We start from the raw sequence: 14802 nt of genomic DNA, 5'->3' as shown, positions 1-14802 counted from the left end.
AGGTTCTCCGGAAAGGGATCAGAGTTCTGGATCGAGGATATCGAGACGCACTGAGAGCGCGATGCGCGCTGTGCGCCCCTTGCCGCGGCGCGCCGCGACCGCCTCGGCGACGACTGCTGCTCGGAGGGCCGCGGCGACGCGGGTTCCGGCACCGTAGTCGAACCGCACGAGGGCCCTGACCCTCGGTGGCACGTCGTCGGACTCGACAGGCACGGGTCCGAGCACCGCCTCCTTGGGCAGCCCGATGTCGGCGAGCCCGTCGAGCGCGCGAGCGACGGCCACCTGGGTGCCCTCGAGAAGCGCGACCCGCGCGGCCGGCGGCATGTGGAGAGGAGCGCGCTCTGCGAGCTCGGCACGGGCGTAGCCGGACTGGTTCCAGGTCGCGAGAGCGCGAGCGACTCCCCCGTCGACCCCGACGAGATGAACGGGTGCTCCCGGTGCCGCGAGAGCCGCGGCGTTGGACCACCATCGCAGGCACGACTCGCCGATGCGCAGATCGGGAGCCTGCAGCATCCGCGGCCCGTCGAGCAGCACCACTGCGCGATAGCCGCCCTCCGCCAGAGGCTCTGCGCCGCGAGTGGCCACGACCAGTGCCGGCTTGTCGGATACGTGCTCGACGGGGTGCGCGCTGTCAGCGACGATCACGCGCACACCGGGGAACGCCCTTCCCAGTTCGTCGGCCGTGCGTTCACTGCCCGAAGAGGCCAGTCGCAGTTTCGTCGACGAGCATGAGGGACAGGACCAGGCCCGCGCTCCCCTGCCGCACCAGCCGCACACCGGCACAGCTCCGCGGTGCTTCGCGCCGAGCGGACCGCCGCAATGGGCGCATCGCGCAGGCGCACGGCACTCGGCGCACACGAGCGACGGCGCGAAGCCGGGCCGCGAGACCTGTACGAGAACAGGCCCCTCGGCCGCCGCGTTCCGAGCGGACAGGAAAGCCGATGACGGCATCCGCTGGGCCGTCGGCTGGTCCATCTCCTGCGGGGTGCTGAGCACGACCCTCGGAAGCACGCGCCGAGCGGCTCTGACGTCCTGCAGCCAGCCGTGCGCGACGAGACGCTCGACGTCGGTGGTGCGAGTGTGACCGACGCACAGGAGCGCAGATCCCTCCTGCTCCTGCCGGATGAGGGCGACGTCGCGTGCGTTCGCGTAGGGCGCGAGCGGCTCGCCGAACAGTGGGTCGCCATCGTCCCAGAGCGCGACCAGCCCCGCGCGCACGGGCGCGTACACCGCCGAGCGGTTGCCGACGACGACGCACGGCGCATCCTCGAGGCTGCGCAGGAAGGAACGGTACCGGTCGGGATTCGACTGACGCGAGTCGTATCGCGCGATCGCCTCGGCAGGCAGCACCTCTTCCAGAGCTGCCAGGAGGCGGTCGAGGTCGCGATGGTCGGGCACGACGAGGATGCTCGACTCGCCTGCGGCCAGCGTGCGCGTCGCAGCGGCAGCGAGCAGCGCAGCCCACCCCTGCACCTCGCCGTGCGGAAGCGGGATCGCCTCGACGGCGGCTCTGCCGTGCTCATCGAGCACGGCGCCGAGTCCCTCATAGGCGCCGACGACCGCTTCCGCCGTCTCGAGGGCAGAGGAATCGGGCACCACCGCGTCGGCATCCGCCGTCCAGGCCTTCTCGACGCGCACCTGCCTCTTCGGGATGACCAGACGCAGGACGTCGGAGGCTGAGCCGGCAGAGCGGTCTGCCACACGCCGGGCCAGCCGGTGCAGACGCTCGGGCAGCACGGCGACCGTCGACACCACGCTGTCGACCTCCGACAGCGGCCTGTCTGCGTCGTCCTCGCTGCCGATATCGACCACGTAGCCGTCTATCACACGCCCCGCGGTGCGCAGAGGCACCTTCACGCGCACGCCCAGGGGCACGTCGCCGAGCTCAGACGGCAGTGCGTAGTCGAAGAGCCGGTCGAGTTGCGGCAGCGGCGAATCGAGGAGCACGCGCGCGATGCGCCGGCTCTCGCTCTCCATCAGAGTCCGGCGGCGCGCCGCAGCTCTTCAGCGCGGTCGGTGCGCTCCCACGTGAAGTCCGGCAGATCGCGGCCGAAGTGGCCGTACGCCGCGGTCTGCGCGTAGATAGGCCGCAACAGGTCGAGCTGCTCGATGATGGCCTGAGGACGCAGGTCGAAGACGTCCGTGATCGCACGTGTGATCTTCTCGTCCGACACCTTTCCGGTGCCGAACGTCTCGACGTAGAGGCCGACCGGTCGAGCGACGCCGATCGCGTAAGCGACCTGCACTTCGAGGCGCTCTGCGAGCCCCGCGGCGACGGCGTTCTTCGCGACCCAGCGCATGGCGTAGGCGCCTGACCGGTCGACCTTCGACGGATCCTTGCCGCTGAACGCGCCGCCGCCATGACGCGACGCCCCGCCGTAGGTGTCGATGATGATCTTGCGTCCGGTGAGCCCGGCGTCGCCCTTCGGGCCGCCCGTCACGAAGGGACCAGCGGGGTTGATGTAGAAGGTGACGTCGTCGAGATCGAGACCGGTCGTCGCGAGCACGGGTTCGATCACGTGCGCGCGGACCAGTGCCTTGAGCTCGTCCTGAGAGATGTCTGGGTGGTGCTGCGTGGACAGAACGACGGCGTCGACCGTCTTCGGCGTGAACCCGTCGTAGCCCAGCGTGACCTGAGTCTTGCCGTCGGGGCGCAGGAACGGCAGCTCCCCGGAGCGGCGCACCTCGGTGAGGCGCTCGGCGAGGCGATGCGCCGTCCATGCGGCCATCGGCATGAGCTGTGGCGTCTCATCGGTGGCGAAGCCGAACATGATGCCCTGGTCGCCGGCGCCGAGGCCGTCGAGCGGATCGGTGGACGTGCCGTCGCGATGCTCCTGCGCGTTGTCGACGCCGCTCGCGATGTCACCGGACTGCTCGCCGACCGAGATGCTCACTCCGCACGAGGACCCGTCGAAGCCGGTGTCGCTGGATGTGTAGCCGATGCCGTTCACGACGTCGCGCACGATCGTCGGGATGTCGACGTAGGCCTCCGTGCGGATCTCTCCCGCGACGTGCACGAGGCCCGTCGTGACCAGCGTCTCGACCGCCACACGGGATCCGGGGTCTTTCGCGATGAGCCCGTCGAGGATGCTGTCGGAGATCTGGTCGCAGATCTTGTCGGGGTGGCCCTCGGTGACGGACTCGGATGTGAACAGACGCAGCGCGCTCATCAGGGCTCCAGAACAGGATCGGAAAAGGGGTCGCATACATAGTGAACCGCACCTCCGACAGAGTCAGAGGTGCGGTTCACGAATATCACTCTGCGTGACGAAGGCGGAGCTTGTCCTCGTTGATCTCGTGCAGCGCGATCGTGAGCGGCTTGTCCTCGACGGACGAGTCGACGAGCGGACCGACGTTGTCGAACAGGTTGCCCTCGTGCAGATCCGAGTAGTAGTCGTTGATCTGACGGGCGCGCTTGGCGGCGTAGATGACGAGTTCGTACTTCGAGTCGACGCGGTCGAGCAGGTTGTCGATGGGGGGATCGATGATGCCCTTGTTGTGGTGTCCGGCCATGATGGGACCTCCTGATCAGGCGACGGGTGCGTCGCGAAGACGGTGCAATGGGCGCGCGACCCTTCGACAAGCTCAGGGACCCAGATGGTTCGGGGACCCGGTTCGACGTGTCAGCGCGCAGAGCCTAGGGACAATTCTACGACCTCCGCGGCGGCCGTGGCGACGTCCTCGTTCACGATGAGGTGATCGAACTCGTTCTGCGCCGCAAGTTCGACCTTCGCGGTCTTGAGCCGGCGGGCCCGTTCCTCCGCGTTCTCGGTGCCTCGGCCGACCAGCCGCTGCACGAGTTCGTCCCACGTCGGCGGCAGCAGGAAGATCAGCGTGGCTGCGGGCTCCGCGCGTCGCACCTGCCTGGCGCCCTGGAGGTCGATCTCGAGCAGAACCGTCTTGCCTTCGGACAGCGCGGCGTCGATCGGCGCGCGCGGAGTGCCGTACCGGGACTTGTTGTGCACCACCGCGTACTCGAGCAGCTCGCCGTCGGCGATCAGCCGGTCGAACTCGGCGTCGTCGACGAAGTAGTAGTGCACCCCGTCGATCTCCCCCGGGCGCGGCGCGCGCGTGGTGGCCGACACGGAGAGATGGATCTCGGGGTTGTGCTCGCGGATGTGCGCGGCGACCGTGCCCTTGCCGACAGCCGTGGGGCCGGCCAGCACGAGCAGACGGCTGCGGCCGCCACGAGGCTCCAGCACGGGGAAGCGGCTGTCGAGCCAGCCCCGGAGCACGGCGCGCTGGCGGACGCCGAGTCCGCCCAGGCGCTTGACCGGCGAGATCTGCAGCTCGGACAGGATCCGATCGCGTTTGCCTGCTCCGATAGCGGGTAGCGCCAGCAGGAAGTCGGTGATGCGCATCGAGCCTTCGACCGACTCGGCATCGGCGGTCGCGTGGTCCAGCACCTTCTGCGGGGTGACCACGCGCATGGTGAGGTCGCGCTTGAGCGAGGCTCTGGCGCGTCGGCGTTCCACAGCACGCCGTGCCGCCGCCGCGCGGTCGACCTCGGGAACAGAACGGTTCTCAGCCATGCCGCAGCGCCTCCCGATACGCCTCCGCGGCGCCGGCGATCGCATCCGCGATCCCCGTCGCCCCGGCCTTCAGAATGCTCCGGCTCTCGCTGGCGAACACCTGGGGTGCGGCCTGACCGTACCGCGTGCGCAGATCAGCGGGTCCCGCGCCCTGGGTGCCGAAGCCGGGGCCGAGGATGGGCGCCGGCGGAGTGAACTCCGCGATTCCGGCATCCGCCCAGTCGACGGTCGCACCCACGACGAAGCCGTGGCTCCCCCACTCGCCATCGGCCGTGTCCGCCGTATTGCGCGCAGACACGTCAGCGACGACGGATGCCGACACGGTCGGCCCCTGCGCCGTGCGGGCGCGCTGGATCGCCGCCGCTTCGGGATTGCTCGTGGCGGCGAGGACGAAGGTGCCCTTGCCGTGACGCGATGCCAGAGCGAAGGCGCCGTCGAGCACGCCGACGCCGAGGAACGGATTGACCGTGAGCGCGTCTGCCTCCAGCGGCGAGCCCGGAGTGAACCATGCTGCCGCGTAGGCGTCCATTGTCGTGTCGATGTCGCCCCGTTTGGCGTCGGCGATCACGAGGAGATCGGCATCGCGGGCGGCCGCGAGCACCTCCTCGAGGGCGACGTATCCGGCGGAGCCGAAGCGCTCGAAGAACGACACCTGCGGCTTCACCGCTGCGACGCGCCCAGCGGCCGCGTCCACCGTCCTGAGGCCGAATTCGCGAACGCCCTCGCCGCTCTGCGGCAGACTCCATGCGTCGAGCAGCGCAGCGTGGGGATCGATGCCGACGCACAGCGGACCGTGCGCGGCAAGAGCCGCCCTGGCCCGTTCTCCGAAGCTCACGCTCCCACCATCGCCTTCCGGTCCTCCGCGTACTCCTGCAGGCTGCGGACCTCGAAGCCCTCGTGGGCGGCGTCCATACCGCTCACCGCGGCGCCGAGCACGGCCATCGTGGTGAACAGCGCCTTGTCGGCGGCGACCGCCGCCGCGCGGATCTCGTAGCCGTCGGCGCGCGTGGCGCCGCCCGACGGAGTGTTCACGACGATGTCGATCGCGCCCTCGTTGATGAGGTCGACGACGTTCTTCGCACCCGATTCCTGCGTCTCGCTGTACTTCTCGACGACCGTCACCGCGATGCCGTTGCGAGAGAGTATCTCGGCGGTGCCCTCGGTGGCGACGATCGTGAAGCCGAGCTGCTGCAGACGGTGCGCCGGGAGGATGACGGCGCGCTTGTCGGAGTCGGCTACCGAGATGAACACCGTGCCCGAGGTCGGCATGCCCCCGTAGGCGGCGGCCTGGCTCTTCGCGAACGCGGTCGGGAAGTCGCGGTCGATGCCCATGACCTCGCCGGTCGAGCGCATCTCCGGGCCGAGGATCGAGTCGACGGTCTTGCCGTCGGCGGTGCGGAACCGCTTGAACGGCAGCACGGCCTCCTTGACCGAGACCGGTGCACCGAGCGGCACGCGCGAACCGTCCTGCTCGGGCAGCATGCCCTCGGCACGCAGCTCGGCGATCGTGGCGCCGACCATGATGCGGCTCGCGGCCTTGGCCATCGGGATGCCGAGGGCCTTCGAGACGAAAGGCACCGTGCGGCTCGCGCGCGGGTTGGCCTCGATCACGTAGAGCACGCCGGCGCTGATCGCGAACTGCACGTTCAGCAGACCCCGAACGCCGACCCCCTTCGCGATCGCGAGGGTGGCCTCGCGCACGCGGTCGACGTCGGTGCGCCCGAGGGACACCGGCGGCAGGGTGCAGCTGGAGTCACCGGAGTGGATGCCGGCCTCCTCGAGGTGCTCCATGACTCCGCCGATGAAGAGATCGGTGCCGTCGTACAGCGCGTCGACGTCGAGTTCGATCGCGTCGTCGAGGAAGCGGTCGACCAGAAGCGGCTTGCCCTCTTCGATGATGACCTCGCCCGCCGTGCGCACGAAGTAGTCGCGCAGAGCGTCGGTGCCGTACACGATCTCCATGCCGCGTCCGCCGAGCACGAAGCTCGGGCGCACGAGCACCGGGTAGCCGATCTCCTCGGCGATGCGGACGGCGCCGTCGACGTCGATCGCCGTGCCGCTGCGCGGTGCGACGAGTCCGGCCTCGTCGAGCAGACGCGAGAAGAGCTCGCGCTCCTCGGCCAGGTCGATCGCCGCGGGACTCGTTCCGAGCACGGCGTAGCCCGCAGCCTCGATGCCCTTCGCCAGGCCCAGGGGGGTCTGGCCGCCCAGCTGGCAGACGACGCCGAGGATCGTGCCGCTCGCGGCCTCGGCGTCGAGCACCTCGAGAACGTCTTCGAGCGTCAGCGGCTCGAAGTACAGACGGTCGGAGGTGTCGTAGTCGGTCGACACGGTCTCTGGGTTGCAGTTGACCATGACGGTCTCGAAGCCGGCATCCGACAGCGCGAACGAGGCGTGCACGCAGGAGTAGTCGAACTCGACGCCCTGGCCGATGCGGTTCGGGCCGGACCCGATGATGACGACCTTCGTACGGTCAGACGGCGCGACCTCGGTCTCGAAGTCGTAGCTCGAGTAGTGGTACGGCGTGAGGGCCGGGAACTCGCCCGCGCACGTGTCGACCGTCTTGTAGACGGGGCGGATGCCGAGGCCATGCCGGATGCCGCGGACCTCCGGCTCCGAGATCCCGCGCAGCTCGGCGAGCTGCGCATCGGAGAATCCGTGCTCCTTGGCGTAGCGGATCGTCTCGGCATCGAACTCGGCCGCCGTGCGGACCGTCTCGGCGACCTCGTTGATCAGCACGATCTGGTCGATGAACCACGGGTCGATCGCGGTCGCCTCGAATGCCTGCTCGATGGTCGCGCCCTTGCGCAGCGCCTGCTGCAGCGTGACGATGCGGCCGTCGGTCGGGATCTTCGAGATCTCCAGAAGCTGCTCCATCGAGCGGTCCTCACGACCCCAGTGGAAGCTCGAGCCGCGCTTCTCCAGAGAGCGCAGGGCCTTCTGCAGCGCCGTGGCGTAGTTGCGGCCGATCGCCATGGCCTCGCCGACCGACTTCATGGTGGTCGTCAGGGTGGCGTCGGCAGCCGGGAACTTCTCGAAGGCGAATCGCGGGACCTTCACCACGACATAGTCGAGCGTGGGCTCGAAGCTCGCCGGAGTGACCCCCGTGATGTCATTGGGGATCTCGTCGAGGCGGTAGCCGAGCGCGAGCTTGGCCGCGAGCTTCGCGATCGGGAAGCCGGTCGCCTTCGAGGCGAGGGCGCTCGAGCGCGAGACCCGCGGATTCATCTCGATCACGATGATGCGGCCGTTCGAGGGGTCGACCGCGAACTGGATGTTGCAGCCACCGGTGTCGACGCCGACGGCGCGGATGATGTCGATGCCGATGTCGCGGAGCTTCTGGTACTCACGGTCGGTGAGCGTCAGCGCCGGGGCGACGGTGATCGAATCGCCCGTGTGCACGCCGACGGGGTCGACGTTCTCGATCGAGCAGACGACGACCGTGTTGTCGGCCGTGTCGCGCATGAGCTCGAGCTCGTATTCCTTCCATCCGAGGATCGACTCCTCCAGGAGCACCTCGGTGGTCGGAGAATCGCGCAGACCGGCGCCGCCGATACGGCGGAGGTCTTCTTCGTCGTACGCGAAGCCCGAACCGAGACCGCCCATCGTGAACGAGGGACGCACGACGAGCGGGTAGCCCAGTTCGGCTGCACCCTCGAGCAGGTCGTCCATCGTGTGCGCGATGATGCTGCGGGCGACGTCAGCACCGGCATCGAGCACGAGCTGCTTGAAGATCTGGCGGTCCTCGCCCTTGTTGATAGCCTCGAAGCTCGCGCCGATCAGCTCGACGTCGTACTTCTCGAGGATGCCGTGGTTGTGCAGCTCGATCGCGGCGTTCAGGGCGGTCTGCCCGCCCAGGGTCGGAAGGATGGCGTCAGGACGCTCCTTCGCGATGATGGTCTCGATGACCTGCCAGGTGATCGGCTCGATGTAGGTGGCATCGGCGAAGTCGGGGTCGGTCATGATCGTGGCGGGGTTGGAGTTGACCAGGATCACCCGGACGCCCTCTTCGCGGAGGACCCGGCACGCCTGGGTGCCGGAGTAGTCGAACTCGCAGGCCTGACCGATGACGATCGGGCCGGAGCCGATGACGAGGACGGAGGAGATGTCGTCGCGCTTGGGCATTACTTGGCGTCCTTCTGGCTTGCGATGACCAGGTCGCGGAACCGGTCGAAGAGGTAGTTGGCATCGTGGGGACCCGCGGCGGCCTCGGGGTGGTACTGCACCGAGAAGGCGGGGATGTCGAGCGCGCGAAGGCCCTCGACCACCTGGTCGTTGAGACCGATGTGGCTCACTTCGACCTGGCCGTAGCCGTTCGGACTCTCGAACGGGCCGTCGAGCGGCGCCTCGACGGCGAAGCCGTGGTTGTGCGACGTGATCTCGACGCGTCCGGTGGACTTGTCGAGCACGGGCTGGTTGATGCCGCGGTGACCGAACGTGAGCTTGTACGTGCCGAGCCCGAGAGCGCGGCCGAAGAGCTGATTGCCGAAGCAGATGCCGAAGTAGGGCAGTTCAGCATCGAGGACCTCGCGGAGCACCGCGACCTGGGCATCGGATGCCGAGGGGTCGCCGGGACCGTTCGAGTAGAACACGGCCACCGGGTCGATCGCCGTGATATCGGCGAAGGTCGAGGACTGCGGGAGCACGTGCACCTCGAAACCGCGCGCGGCGAGGTTGTCGATCGTGGCCTGCTTCACGCCGAGGTCGAGGACGGCGAGGTTGCCGATCTTCTCACCGATCGCGGTCGTGACGGTCGCGACCTCGACGGAGACCTGCGCCGACAGGTTCTGACCCGCCATCTCCGGCGCGTCCCGGACGATGCGCAGCTGCTCATCGGCATCCGTCGCCGCCGCCTCCCCCGAGAAGATGCCGCCGCGCATGGATCCGGCCGAGCGGATGTGACGGGTGATCGAGCGTGTGTCGATGCCGCTGATGCCCACCACGCCGTCCTGCACGAGGATCTCGTCGAGCGAGGCGTTGGCGCGCCAGTTGGACACGACGCGCGAGGGGTCGCGCACGATGTAGCCGGCGACCCAGATGCGTCGGGATTCGGGGTCTTCGTCGTTCATGCCGGTGTTGCCGATGTGCGGCGCCGTCTGCAGGACGATCTGTCCGGCGTAGGACGGGTCGGTCAGCGTCTCCTGATAGCCGGACATGCCGGTTGCGAAGACGACCTCTCCAAGAGTCGTGCCGAGGGCGCCGTAGGCGCGGCCGACATGGCGGGTTCCGTCTTCCAGGACGAGGACTGCCTTATCGAAGGTCATGACGTGGCTCCTGTGTCGTCGGCGGCGGGTACGAGCCGCCGCAGTTCTGCGATGAAGTTCTGCGGATCGCCGTCGGCGATCCGGATGTACGAGTCGACGACCGTGTCGTCGGAGGCGCTCCAGACGATGCGCACGAGTCCGCCCGGTTCGACGACCTTGTCGATCGTGACCGTGGCGCGGTCGACTCCCACGAGGCGCGAGGAGGCGAGGAACACAGTGGGCGCGCCGTCGAGGCAGAGCGCGAGGCCCCGGTCGGTCACGGCAGCCTCTCCCCTGGCCCGGTATGCGAGCGGCGAGATCGCCAGTCGTTCGAGCGGCTGGTCGTGCTTCGTGGTCGACACGTACAGCACCTCGTGCCGATGGACGACCTCGGCGTGCTCCGGGACGCCGAGCGGCGCCGTGAGCGCAGAGTCCCGTCGCACCCTGGCGCGCCAGGCGAGAAGCATCGCGAGCAGCACGAGGGCTGCCAGCGCGATCATGGCTCCGATCGCGAATTCGCGCGTCACTTCGACCCGCCCCGTTCGCTCGTCACGCCGAGCTCGGCCACGACCGCTCCGTCGTCGACGGTCAGCACGCCGCCGTGCAGCGTGTACTGCACGCGGCCAGGCAGGTCGCGACCGAGGTACGGCGAGTTCGCGCTGCGGCCATGCAGGTCGGCCTCGGTGAACACACCGGCGACCGAGGCGTCGTACAGCGCGATGTGCGCCGGCTGCCCGATCTCGAGCGGCGTGCCGTGGCCCGACAGGCGTCCGATGCGCGCCGGTGCGGCGCTCATCACCCTGGCGACGTCCGCCCAGCCGATCAGGCCCGTCTGCACCATCGACTGGTGCACGACGCGCAGCGCGCTCTCGAGCCCGACCATGCCGTTCGCTGCCGCCTGCCACTCGCAGGCCTTGTGCTCGCTCGGGTGCGGTGCGTGGTCGGTCGCGACGATGTCGATGGTGCCGTCGGCGAGGCCTTCGCGCACCGCGATCACGTCTTCCTCACGGCGCAGCGGCGGGTTGACCTTGTACCGCGCGTCGTAGCCGCGAACCAGCTCCTCGGTGAGCAGCAGATGATGCGGGGTGACCTCGGCAGTCACGTCGATGCCGCGCTTCTTGGCCCAGCGGATGATGTCGACCGAACCTGCAGTAGACAGGTGGCACACGTGCAGGCGCGAGCCGACATGCTCGGCGAGCAGGACGTCGCGGGCGATGATCGACTCCTCGGCCACGGCCGGCCAGCCTGCGAGCCCGAGCTCGGCGGAGACCGTTCCCTCGTTCATCTGCGCGCCCTCGGTGAGCCTGGGGTCCTGCGCGTGCTGGGCGATGACGCCGCCGAAGGACTTCACGTACTCCAGCGCGCGGCGCATGATCAGCGGATCGAAGACGCAGAAGCCGTCGTCGCTGAACACCCGCACCTGGGCGCGGGATGTCGCCATGGCTCCGAGCTCTGCGAGACGCTCGCCCTTCTGTCCGACCGTGACGGCGCCGATGGGCTGGACGGTGGCGTAGCCGGCCGCCTCGCCGAGTGCGAGCTCCTGCTCCACGACCCCGGCGGTGTCGGCCACCGGCGACGTGTTGGGCATCGCGAACACTGCCGTGAACCCGCCGGACGCCGCGGCCTTCGTGCCGGTGAGGATCGTCTCGGACGCCTCGTACCCCGGCTCACGCAGGTGGGTGTGCAGATCGACGAGCCCCGGAAGGGCGACCAGGCCGTTCGCGTCGATGACGCGGGCTCCCGCTCTGCTGAGACCGGAGCCGATCTCGGCGATCACGCCGTCGTGCACGATGATGTCGGCGCTCTCGGCACCGAGAAGCTGTGCGCCGGTGATGACGAGGGTCTCGCTCACTGGTCTCCCCCTCGTTCTTCGTCTCGTTCTCCTGCAAGGAGCAGGTACAGCACCGCCATGCGGATGGACACCCCGTTCGTCACCTGTTCGAGCACGGTCGAGCGTGCGGAGTCGGCGGCTTCGGAGGAGATCTCCAGGCCCCGGTTCATCGGCCCGGGGTGCATCACAATGCTACCGTCCGGCAGCCCGTCGACGCGCAATGCGTCCAGCCCCCATCGACGTGAATACTCCCGCTCAGTGGGGAAATACGCGGCGTTCATGCGTTCGAGCTGAATGCGGAGCATCATGACGGCGTCCGGCCCCTCGGCCAGTGCCTGGTCGAGGTCGTAGAGCACCCGCACCGGCCACAACGACACGTTCTGAGGAACGAGTGTGGGCGGCGACACCAGGGTCACCTGAGCGCCGAGTGTCGTGAGAAGCCAGACGTTGGAGCGCGCGACCCGGGAATGCAGGACGTCCCCGACGATCACGACGCGGACGCCGCTGAGGTCGCGGCCTCGGCTGTCGGCTCCGAAGCGCCGCTTGCGGATCGTGTAGGCGTCCAGCAGAGCCTGTGTCGGATGCTCGTGTGTTCCGTCGCCGGCGTTCACCACGCCGGCCGAGATCCAGCCACTTGTGGCGAGCGTCTGGGGAGCGCCGGACGAGGGATGCCGCACGACGACCGCGTCCGCTCCGATGGCTTCCAGGGTCTGCGCCGTGTCTTTCAGGCTCTCGCCCTTGGAGACGCTTGAGCCCTTGGCCGCGAAGTTGATGACGTCTGCGGAGAGCCGCTTCGCGGCGGCTTCGAAGGAGATGCGCGTGCGCGTCGAGTCCTCGAAGAAGAGGTTGACGACGGTCTTGCCGCGCAGCGTGGGGAGCTTCTTGACCTCGCGCGACTGCGTGTCGGACATGTCCTCGGCGATGTCGAGGATCCGCAGAGCGGTGCTCCGGTCGAGCGTCCGGGTGTCGAGAAGATGTCTCATGCTTCGATCGTCACCCCCTCCGCGCCGTCGTCTTCGAAGAGACGGACGTTGACGCGCTCGCTGCGGGCCGACGGGATGTTCTTGCCGATGAAGTCGGGGCGGATCGGCAGTTCGCGGTGCCCGCGGTCGATGAGGATCGCGAGGCGGACGATGGCGGGGCGCCCGATCGACTGCAGCGCGTCGAGAGCGGCGCGGATGCTGCGCCCGGAGAAGAGCACGTCGTCGACCAGGACGACGGTCTTGCCGTCGACGCCCCCGGCGGGGATGTCAGTGGGATGCGGCGAGCGGGTCGGGTGCTTGGCCAGATCGTCGCGGAACAGCGTGACGTCCAGCGCCCCGGAGGGAACAGACGTCTGCGCGATCTCGCTGATCAGAACGGCCAGACGGCGGGCGAGAGTGACTCCGCGGGTCGGAATGCCCAGCAGGACGAGGTTCTCGGCGCCTCGATTCGACTCGAGGATCTCGTGCGCGATGCGGGTCAGCGCCCGCGCCACATCGGCTTCGTGCAGCACGGTACGTGCGCTCATCAGCCGCTCCCTTCTCCGCCTCTCTGGACGGTGTTAAAGGTTGCTTCGGTGTTCCCAGTCTATCGGGTCGCTCGAGGCGGGTTCACGACGTCGGCTGAAGGTCCTCGTCGGCGATCCTGCCGGTCTCGATGATCCGCGAAGAGCGGATCGGGTGACCGGACGTCGAGAGGCACCGACCGGTCTTGAGATCCCACTTCCAGTCGTGCATGCTGCACGTCAGGACGCCGTCCTCGTCGACCTTGCCGGTCTTGGTGAGGTCGGCGCGCAGGTGCGGACAGCGACGCTGAACGATCCAGTCGCCGATCTCCGCGTCTTCGGTCTGGTCCGTCTGCTCCTGGTACCAGTTCTCGACGTACTCGATGCGGTCGACCGAGAGGCACTTGAGGAAGGTCGTGAGGAACTCGTTGAACTTGCCGCTGCGGCCCACCTGGAACTGCATGGACAGGAAGATCGAGTTCGACCAGTCGATCTCGTGGTCGCGGATGTTGGTCGACACGAGGTCGGCGGGGATCGTGTACCAGTAGATGCACTCCTCGCCGGCGTACTCGCGGACTTTGGCGCGGGGGAAATCGACGACCATGTCGAGATCGCCGATTCTGAAGCGGACGTTGCCGCCGACACCGAGACGGATCGTGCGCGACTTCTTCAGCAGCGGCTCCCACCAGGTCTTGATGGACTCGAGCATCTCCGCGGGCGGGATGATCTCGGCGCGCGTGGCCTCCTCGTCGCGGAGCTCCTGCTGACGGCTCGCCCGCTGCTCCTCGAGATAGTCCCACTTCTCGTCGAAGATGTGCGCGATCTCGGCATCCGAGTACAGCGACTGCTGCGTGGTGACCTCGCCGCCGGCCACAGTCACCACAGTGCCGGGGATGAAGAGCCGCCCGTCGTACTGCGGCGCGAGCTCCTTCATGTGCGCGAGGAACTGCTTCTGATCGGTGAAGATCGACTCGCCGTTGCGGCCCACGCCGTTGAAATCGAACAGGTCGTCTCGGAGGAACATGGGCGGCCCCGCCATCGGGAAGACGTGCGCGGCATCGACCTTCTCGATGTAGTACATCGCGCGTTTGTTCTGCGCGTCGCGCTTGAGCTGTGCGAAGTTCTGCTTGGCGTCGAGCGGCAGGTCGTAGACCATCGGCCACCAGATGGCTCCGGACACCTGAGTGAAGTACGCGTCGGGCTTGCCGAAGTGCATGAGCCGGTCGAGATCGAGCGGGTGCGAGTCGTTCTGGTTCAGCACGGAACCGGTGCCGTCGTCGACGCTCAGCGACGAGTCGCCGATCGGCCCGTCGCTGGGCGCGCGCAGCGGCGTGATCATGAGCTTCAGCTCGCCGCGCTGGATGATCTCACCAGCCGGGGCGTAGGTGATGTTCGTGTACCCGAGAGCACGGATGTCCTTCTCGAGATCGTCGGTCGGGTACTCCGGAAGCAGAACCTCGATGTCCTTGCGGATGTACTGCTCGAGCAGTCGCGGGTCGAAGTGATCGCGGTGCCGGTGCGAGATGTAGAGGAAGTCGGCCTCGCGTCCGAACCTCTCCCAGTCGAGACCCCGATTGTCGGGGAACGGGAACCAGGAGCCGAAGAAGGAGGGGCCGAGCACGGGGTCGCAGATGATGTTGCCACCGACCGTCTCGATGAACATTCCCGCGTGGCCGAGTCCCGTGATCCGCATTGCATTCCTCTCGAAGT

The 14802-nt window shown here is 68.2% G+C and carries 12 protein-coding genes; all 12 read right to left on the bottom strand.

Annotated elements, in window-relative coordinates; all coding sequences use genetic code 11:
* Nucleotides 1-18: 18 nt before the first annotated feature.
* A complete protein-coding gene (locus tag ACI3KT_RS03315) occupies nucleotides 19-1977 on the bottom strand; it encodes a primosomal protein N' (RefSeq protein ID WP_404902564.1) in 1959 nt (652 codons plus the stop codon).
* The gene (gene metK / locus ACI3KT_RS03310) at nucleotides 1977-3170 is read right to left on the bottom strand and encodes a methionine adenosyltransferase (RefSeq protein WP_292909798.1); all 1194 of its coding nucleotides are present in this window, start codon (nucleotides 3168-3170) and stop codon (nucleotides 1977-1979) included. The genes ACI3KT_RS03315 and metK overlap by 1 nt, the downstream gene beginning before the upstream one ends.
* A gap of 85 nt (nucleotides 3171-3255) precedes the next feature.
* Nucleotides 3256-3513 carry a DNA-directed RNA polymerase subunit omega gene (gene rpoZ / locus ACI3KT_RS03305; RefSeq protein WP_045258544.1) on the bottom strand — a complete coding sequence of 86 codons (258 nt, stop codon included), beginning with the start codon at nucleotides 3511-3513 and terminating at the stop codon, nucleotides 3256-3258.
* Between the two features lie 110 nt (nucleotides 3514-3623).
* Entirely contained in the window at nucleotides 3624-4532 is a 909-nt protein-coding gene (gene gmk, locus ACI3KT_RS03300) for a guanylate kinase (protein WP_404902563.1), read from the bottom strand.
* Nucleotides 4525-5367 carry an orotidine-5'-phosphate decarboxylase gene (gene pyrF / locus ACI3KT_RS03295; RefSeq protein ID WP_404902561.1) on the bottom strand — a complete coding sequence of 281 codons (843 nt, stop codon included), beginning with the start codon at nucleotides 5365-5367 and terminating at the stop codon, nucleotides 4525-4527. The genes gmk and pyrF overlap by 8 nt, the downstream gene beginning before the upstream one ends.
* Complete coding sequence (gene carB / locus ACI3KT_RS03290; protein WP_404902559.1) at nucleotides 5364-8657, bottom strand: carbamoyl-phosphate synthase large subunit; 3294 nt, start codon at nucleotides 8655-8657, stop codon at nucleotides 5364-5366. The genes pyrF and carB overlap by 4 nt, the downstream gene beginning before the upstream one ends.
* Complete coding sequence (carA, locus tag ACI3KT_RS03285) at nucleotides 8657-9796, bottom strand: glutamine-hydrolyzing carbamoyl-phosphate synthase small subunit (RefSeq protein WP_307296942.1); 1140 nt, start codon at nucleotides 9794-9796, stop codon at nucleotides 8657-8659. Before carA ends, carB begins: the two co-directional genes overlap by 1 nt.
* Nucleotides 9793-10302: a hypothetical protein gene (locus ACI3KT_RS03280; protein ID WP_404902557.1), complete on the bottom strand. Its 510-nt coding sequence runs from the start codon at nucleotides 10300-10302 to the stop codon at nucleotides 9793-9795. The genes carA and ACI3KT_RS03280 overlap by 4 nt, the downstream gene beginning before the upstream one ends.
* Nucleotides 10299-11627 (bottom strand): dihydroorotase, encoded by a 1329-nt coding sequence (locus tag ACI3KT_RS03275; protein ID WP_404902555.1) that lies wholly within the window; start codon nucleotides 11625-11627, stop codon nucleotides 10299-10301. The genes ACI3KT_RS03280 and ACI3KT_RS03275 overlap by 4 nt, the downstream gene beginning before the upstream one ends.
* Complete coding sequence (locus ACI3KT_RS03270; RefSeq protein WP_404902553.1) at nucleotides 11624-12589, bottom strand: aspartate carbamoyltransferase catalytic subunit; 966 nt, start codon at nucleotides 12587-12589, stop codon at nucleotides 11624-11626. The genes ACI3KT_RS03275 and ACI3KT_RS03270 overlap by 4 nt, the downstream gene beginning before the upstream one ends.
* Nucleotides 12586-13116: a bifunctional pyr operon transcriptional regulator/uracil phosphoribosyltransferase PyrR gene (gene pyrR, locus ACI3KT_RS03265; RefSeq protein ID WP_292911163.1), complete on the bottom strand. Its 531-nt coding sequence runs from the start codon at nucleotides 13114-13116 to the stop codon at nucleotides 12586-12588. Before pyrR ends, ACI3KT_RS03270 begins: the two co-directional genes overlap by 4 nt.
* An 82-nt stretch (nucleotides 13117-13198) precedes the next feature.
* Entirely contained in the window at nucleotides 13199-14785 is a 1587-nt protein-coding gene (locus tag ACI3KT_RS03260) for a Rieske 2Fe-2S domain-containing protein (RefSeq protein ID WP_292911165.1), read from the bottom strand.
* Between the last annotated feature and the right edge of the window lie 17 nt (nucleotides 14786-14802).

The sequence above is a fragment of the Microbacterium sp. ZW T6_19 genome (assembly GCF_044987465.1).
In the GTDB taxonomy this organism is placed as follows: Bacteria; Actinomycetota; Actinomycetes; order Actinomycetales; family Microbacteriaceae; genus Microbacterium; species Microbacterium natoriense_A.
Note: the sequence above shows the minus strand (reverse complement) of the source record. Positions and strands in the feature narration are given on the sequence as shown.

Bases quoted from the DNA above. Each gene is read 5' to 3' on its own strand.
- metK (WP_292909798.1), bottom strand. From the start codon at position 3,170: ATGAGCGCGCTGCGTCTGTTCACATCCGAGTCCGTCACCGAGGGCCAC.
- carA (WP_307296942.1), bottom strand. From the start codon at position 9,796: ATGACCTTCGATAAGGCAGTCCTCGTCCTGGAAGACGGAACCCGCCAT.
- gmk (WP_404902563.1), bottom strand. From the start codon at position 4,532: ATGGCTGAGAACCGTTCTGTTCCCGAGGTCGACCGCGCGGCGGCGGCA.
- rpoZ (WP_045258544.1), bottom strand. From the start codon at position 3,513: ATGGCCGGACACCACAACAAGGGCATCATCGATCCCCCCATCGACAAC.
- carB (WP_404902559.1), bottom strand. From the start codon at position 8,657: ATGCCCAAGCGCGACGACATCTCCTCCGTCCTCGTCATCGGCTCCGGC.
- ACI3KT_RS03270 (WP_404902553.1), bottom strand. From the start codon at position 12,589: ATGAGACATCTTCTCGACACCCGGACGCTCGACCGGAGCACCGCTCTG.
- ACI3KT_RS03260 (WP_292911165.1), bottom strand. From the start codon at position 14,785: ATGCGGATCACGGGACTCGGCCACGCGGGAATGTTCATCGAGACGGTC.
- pyrR (WP_292911163.1), bottom strand. From the start codon at position 13,116: ATGAGCGCACGTACCGTGCTGCACGAAGCCGATGTGGCGCGGGCGCTG.
- ACI3KT_RS03315 (WP_404902564.1), bottom strand. From the start codon at position 1,977: ATGGAGAGCGAGAGCCGGCGCATCGCGCGCGTGCTCCTCGATTCGCCG.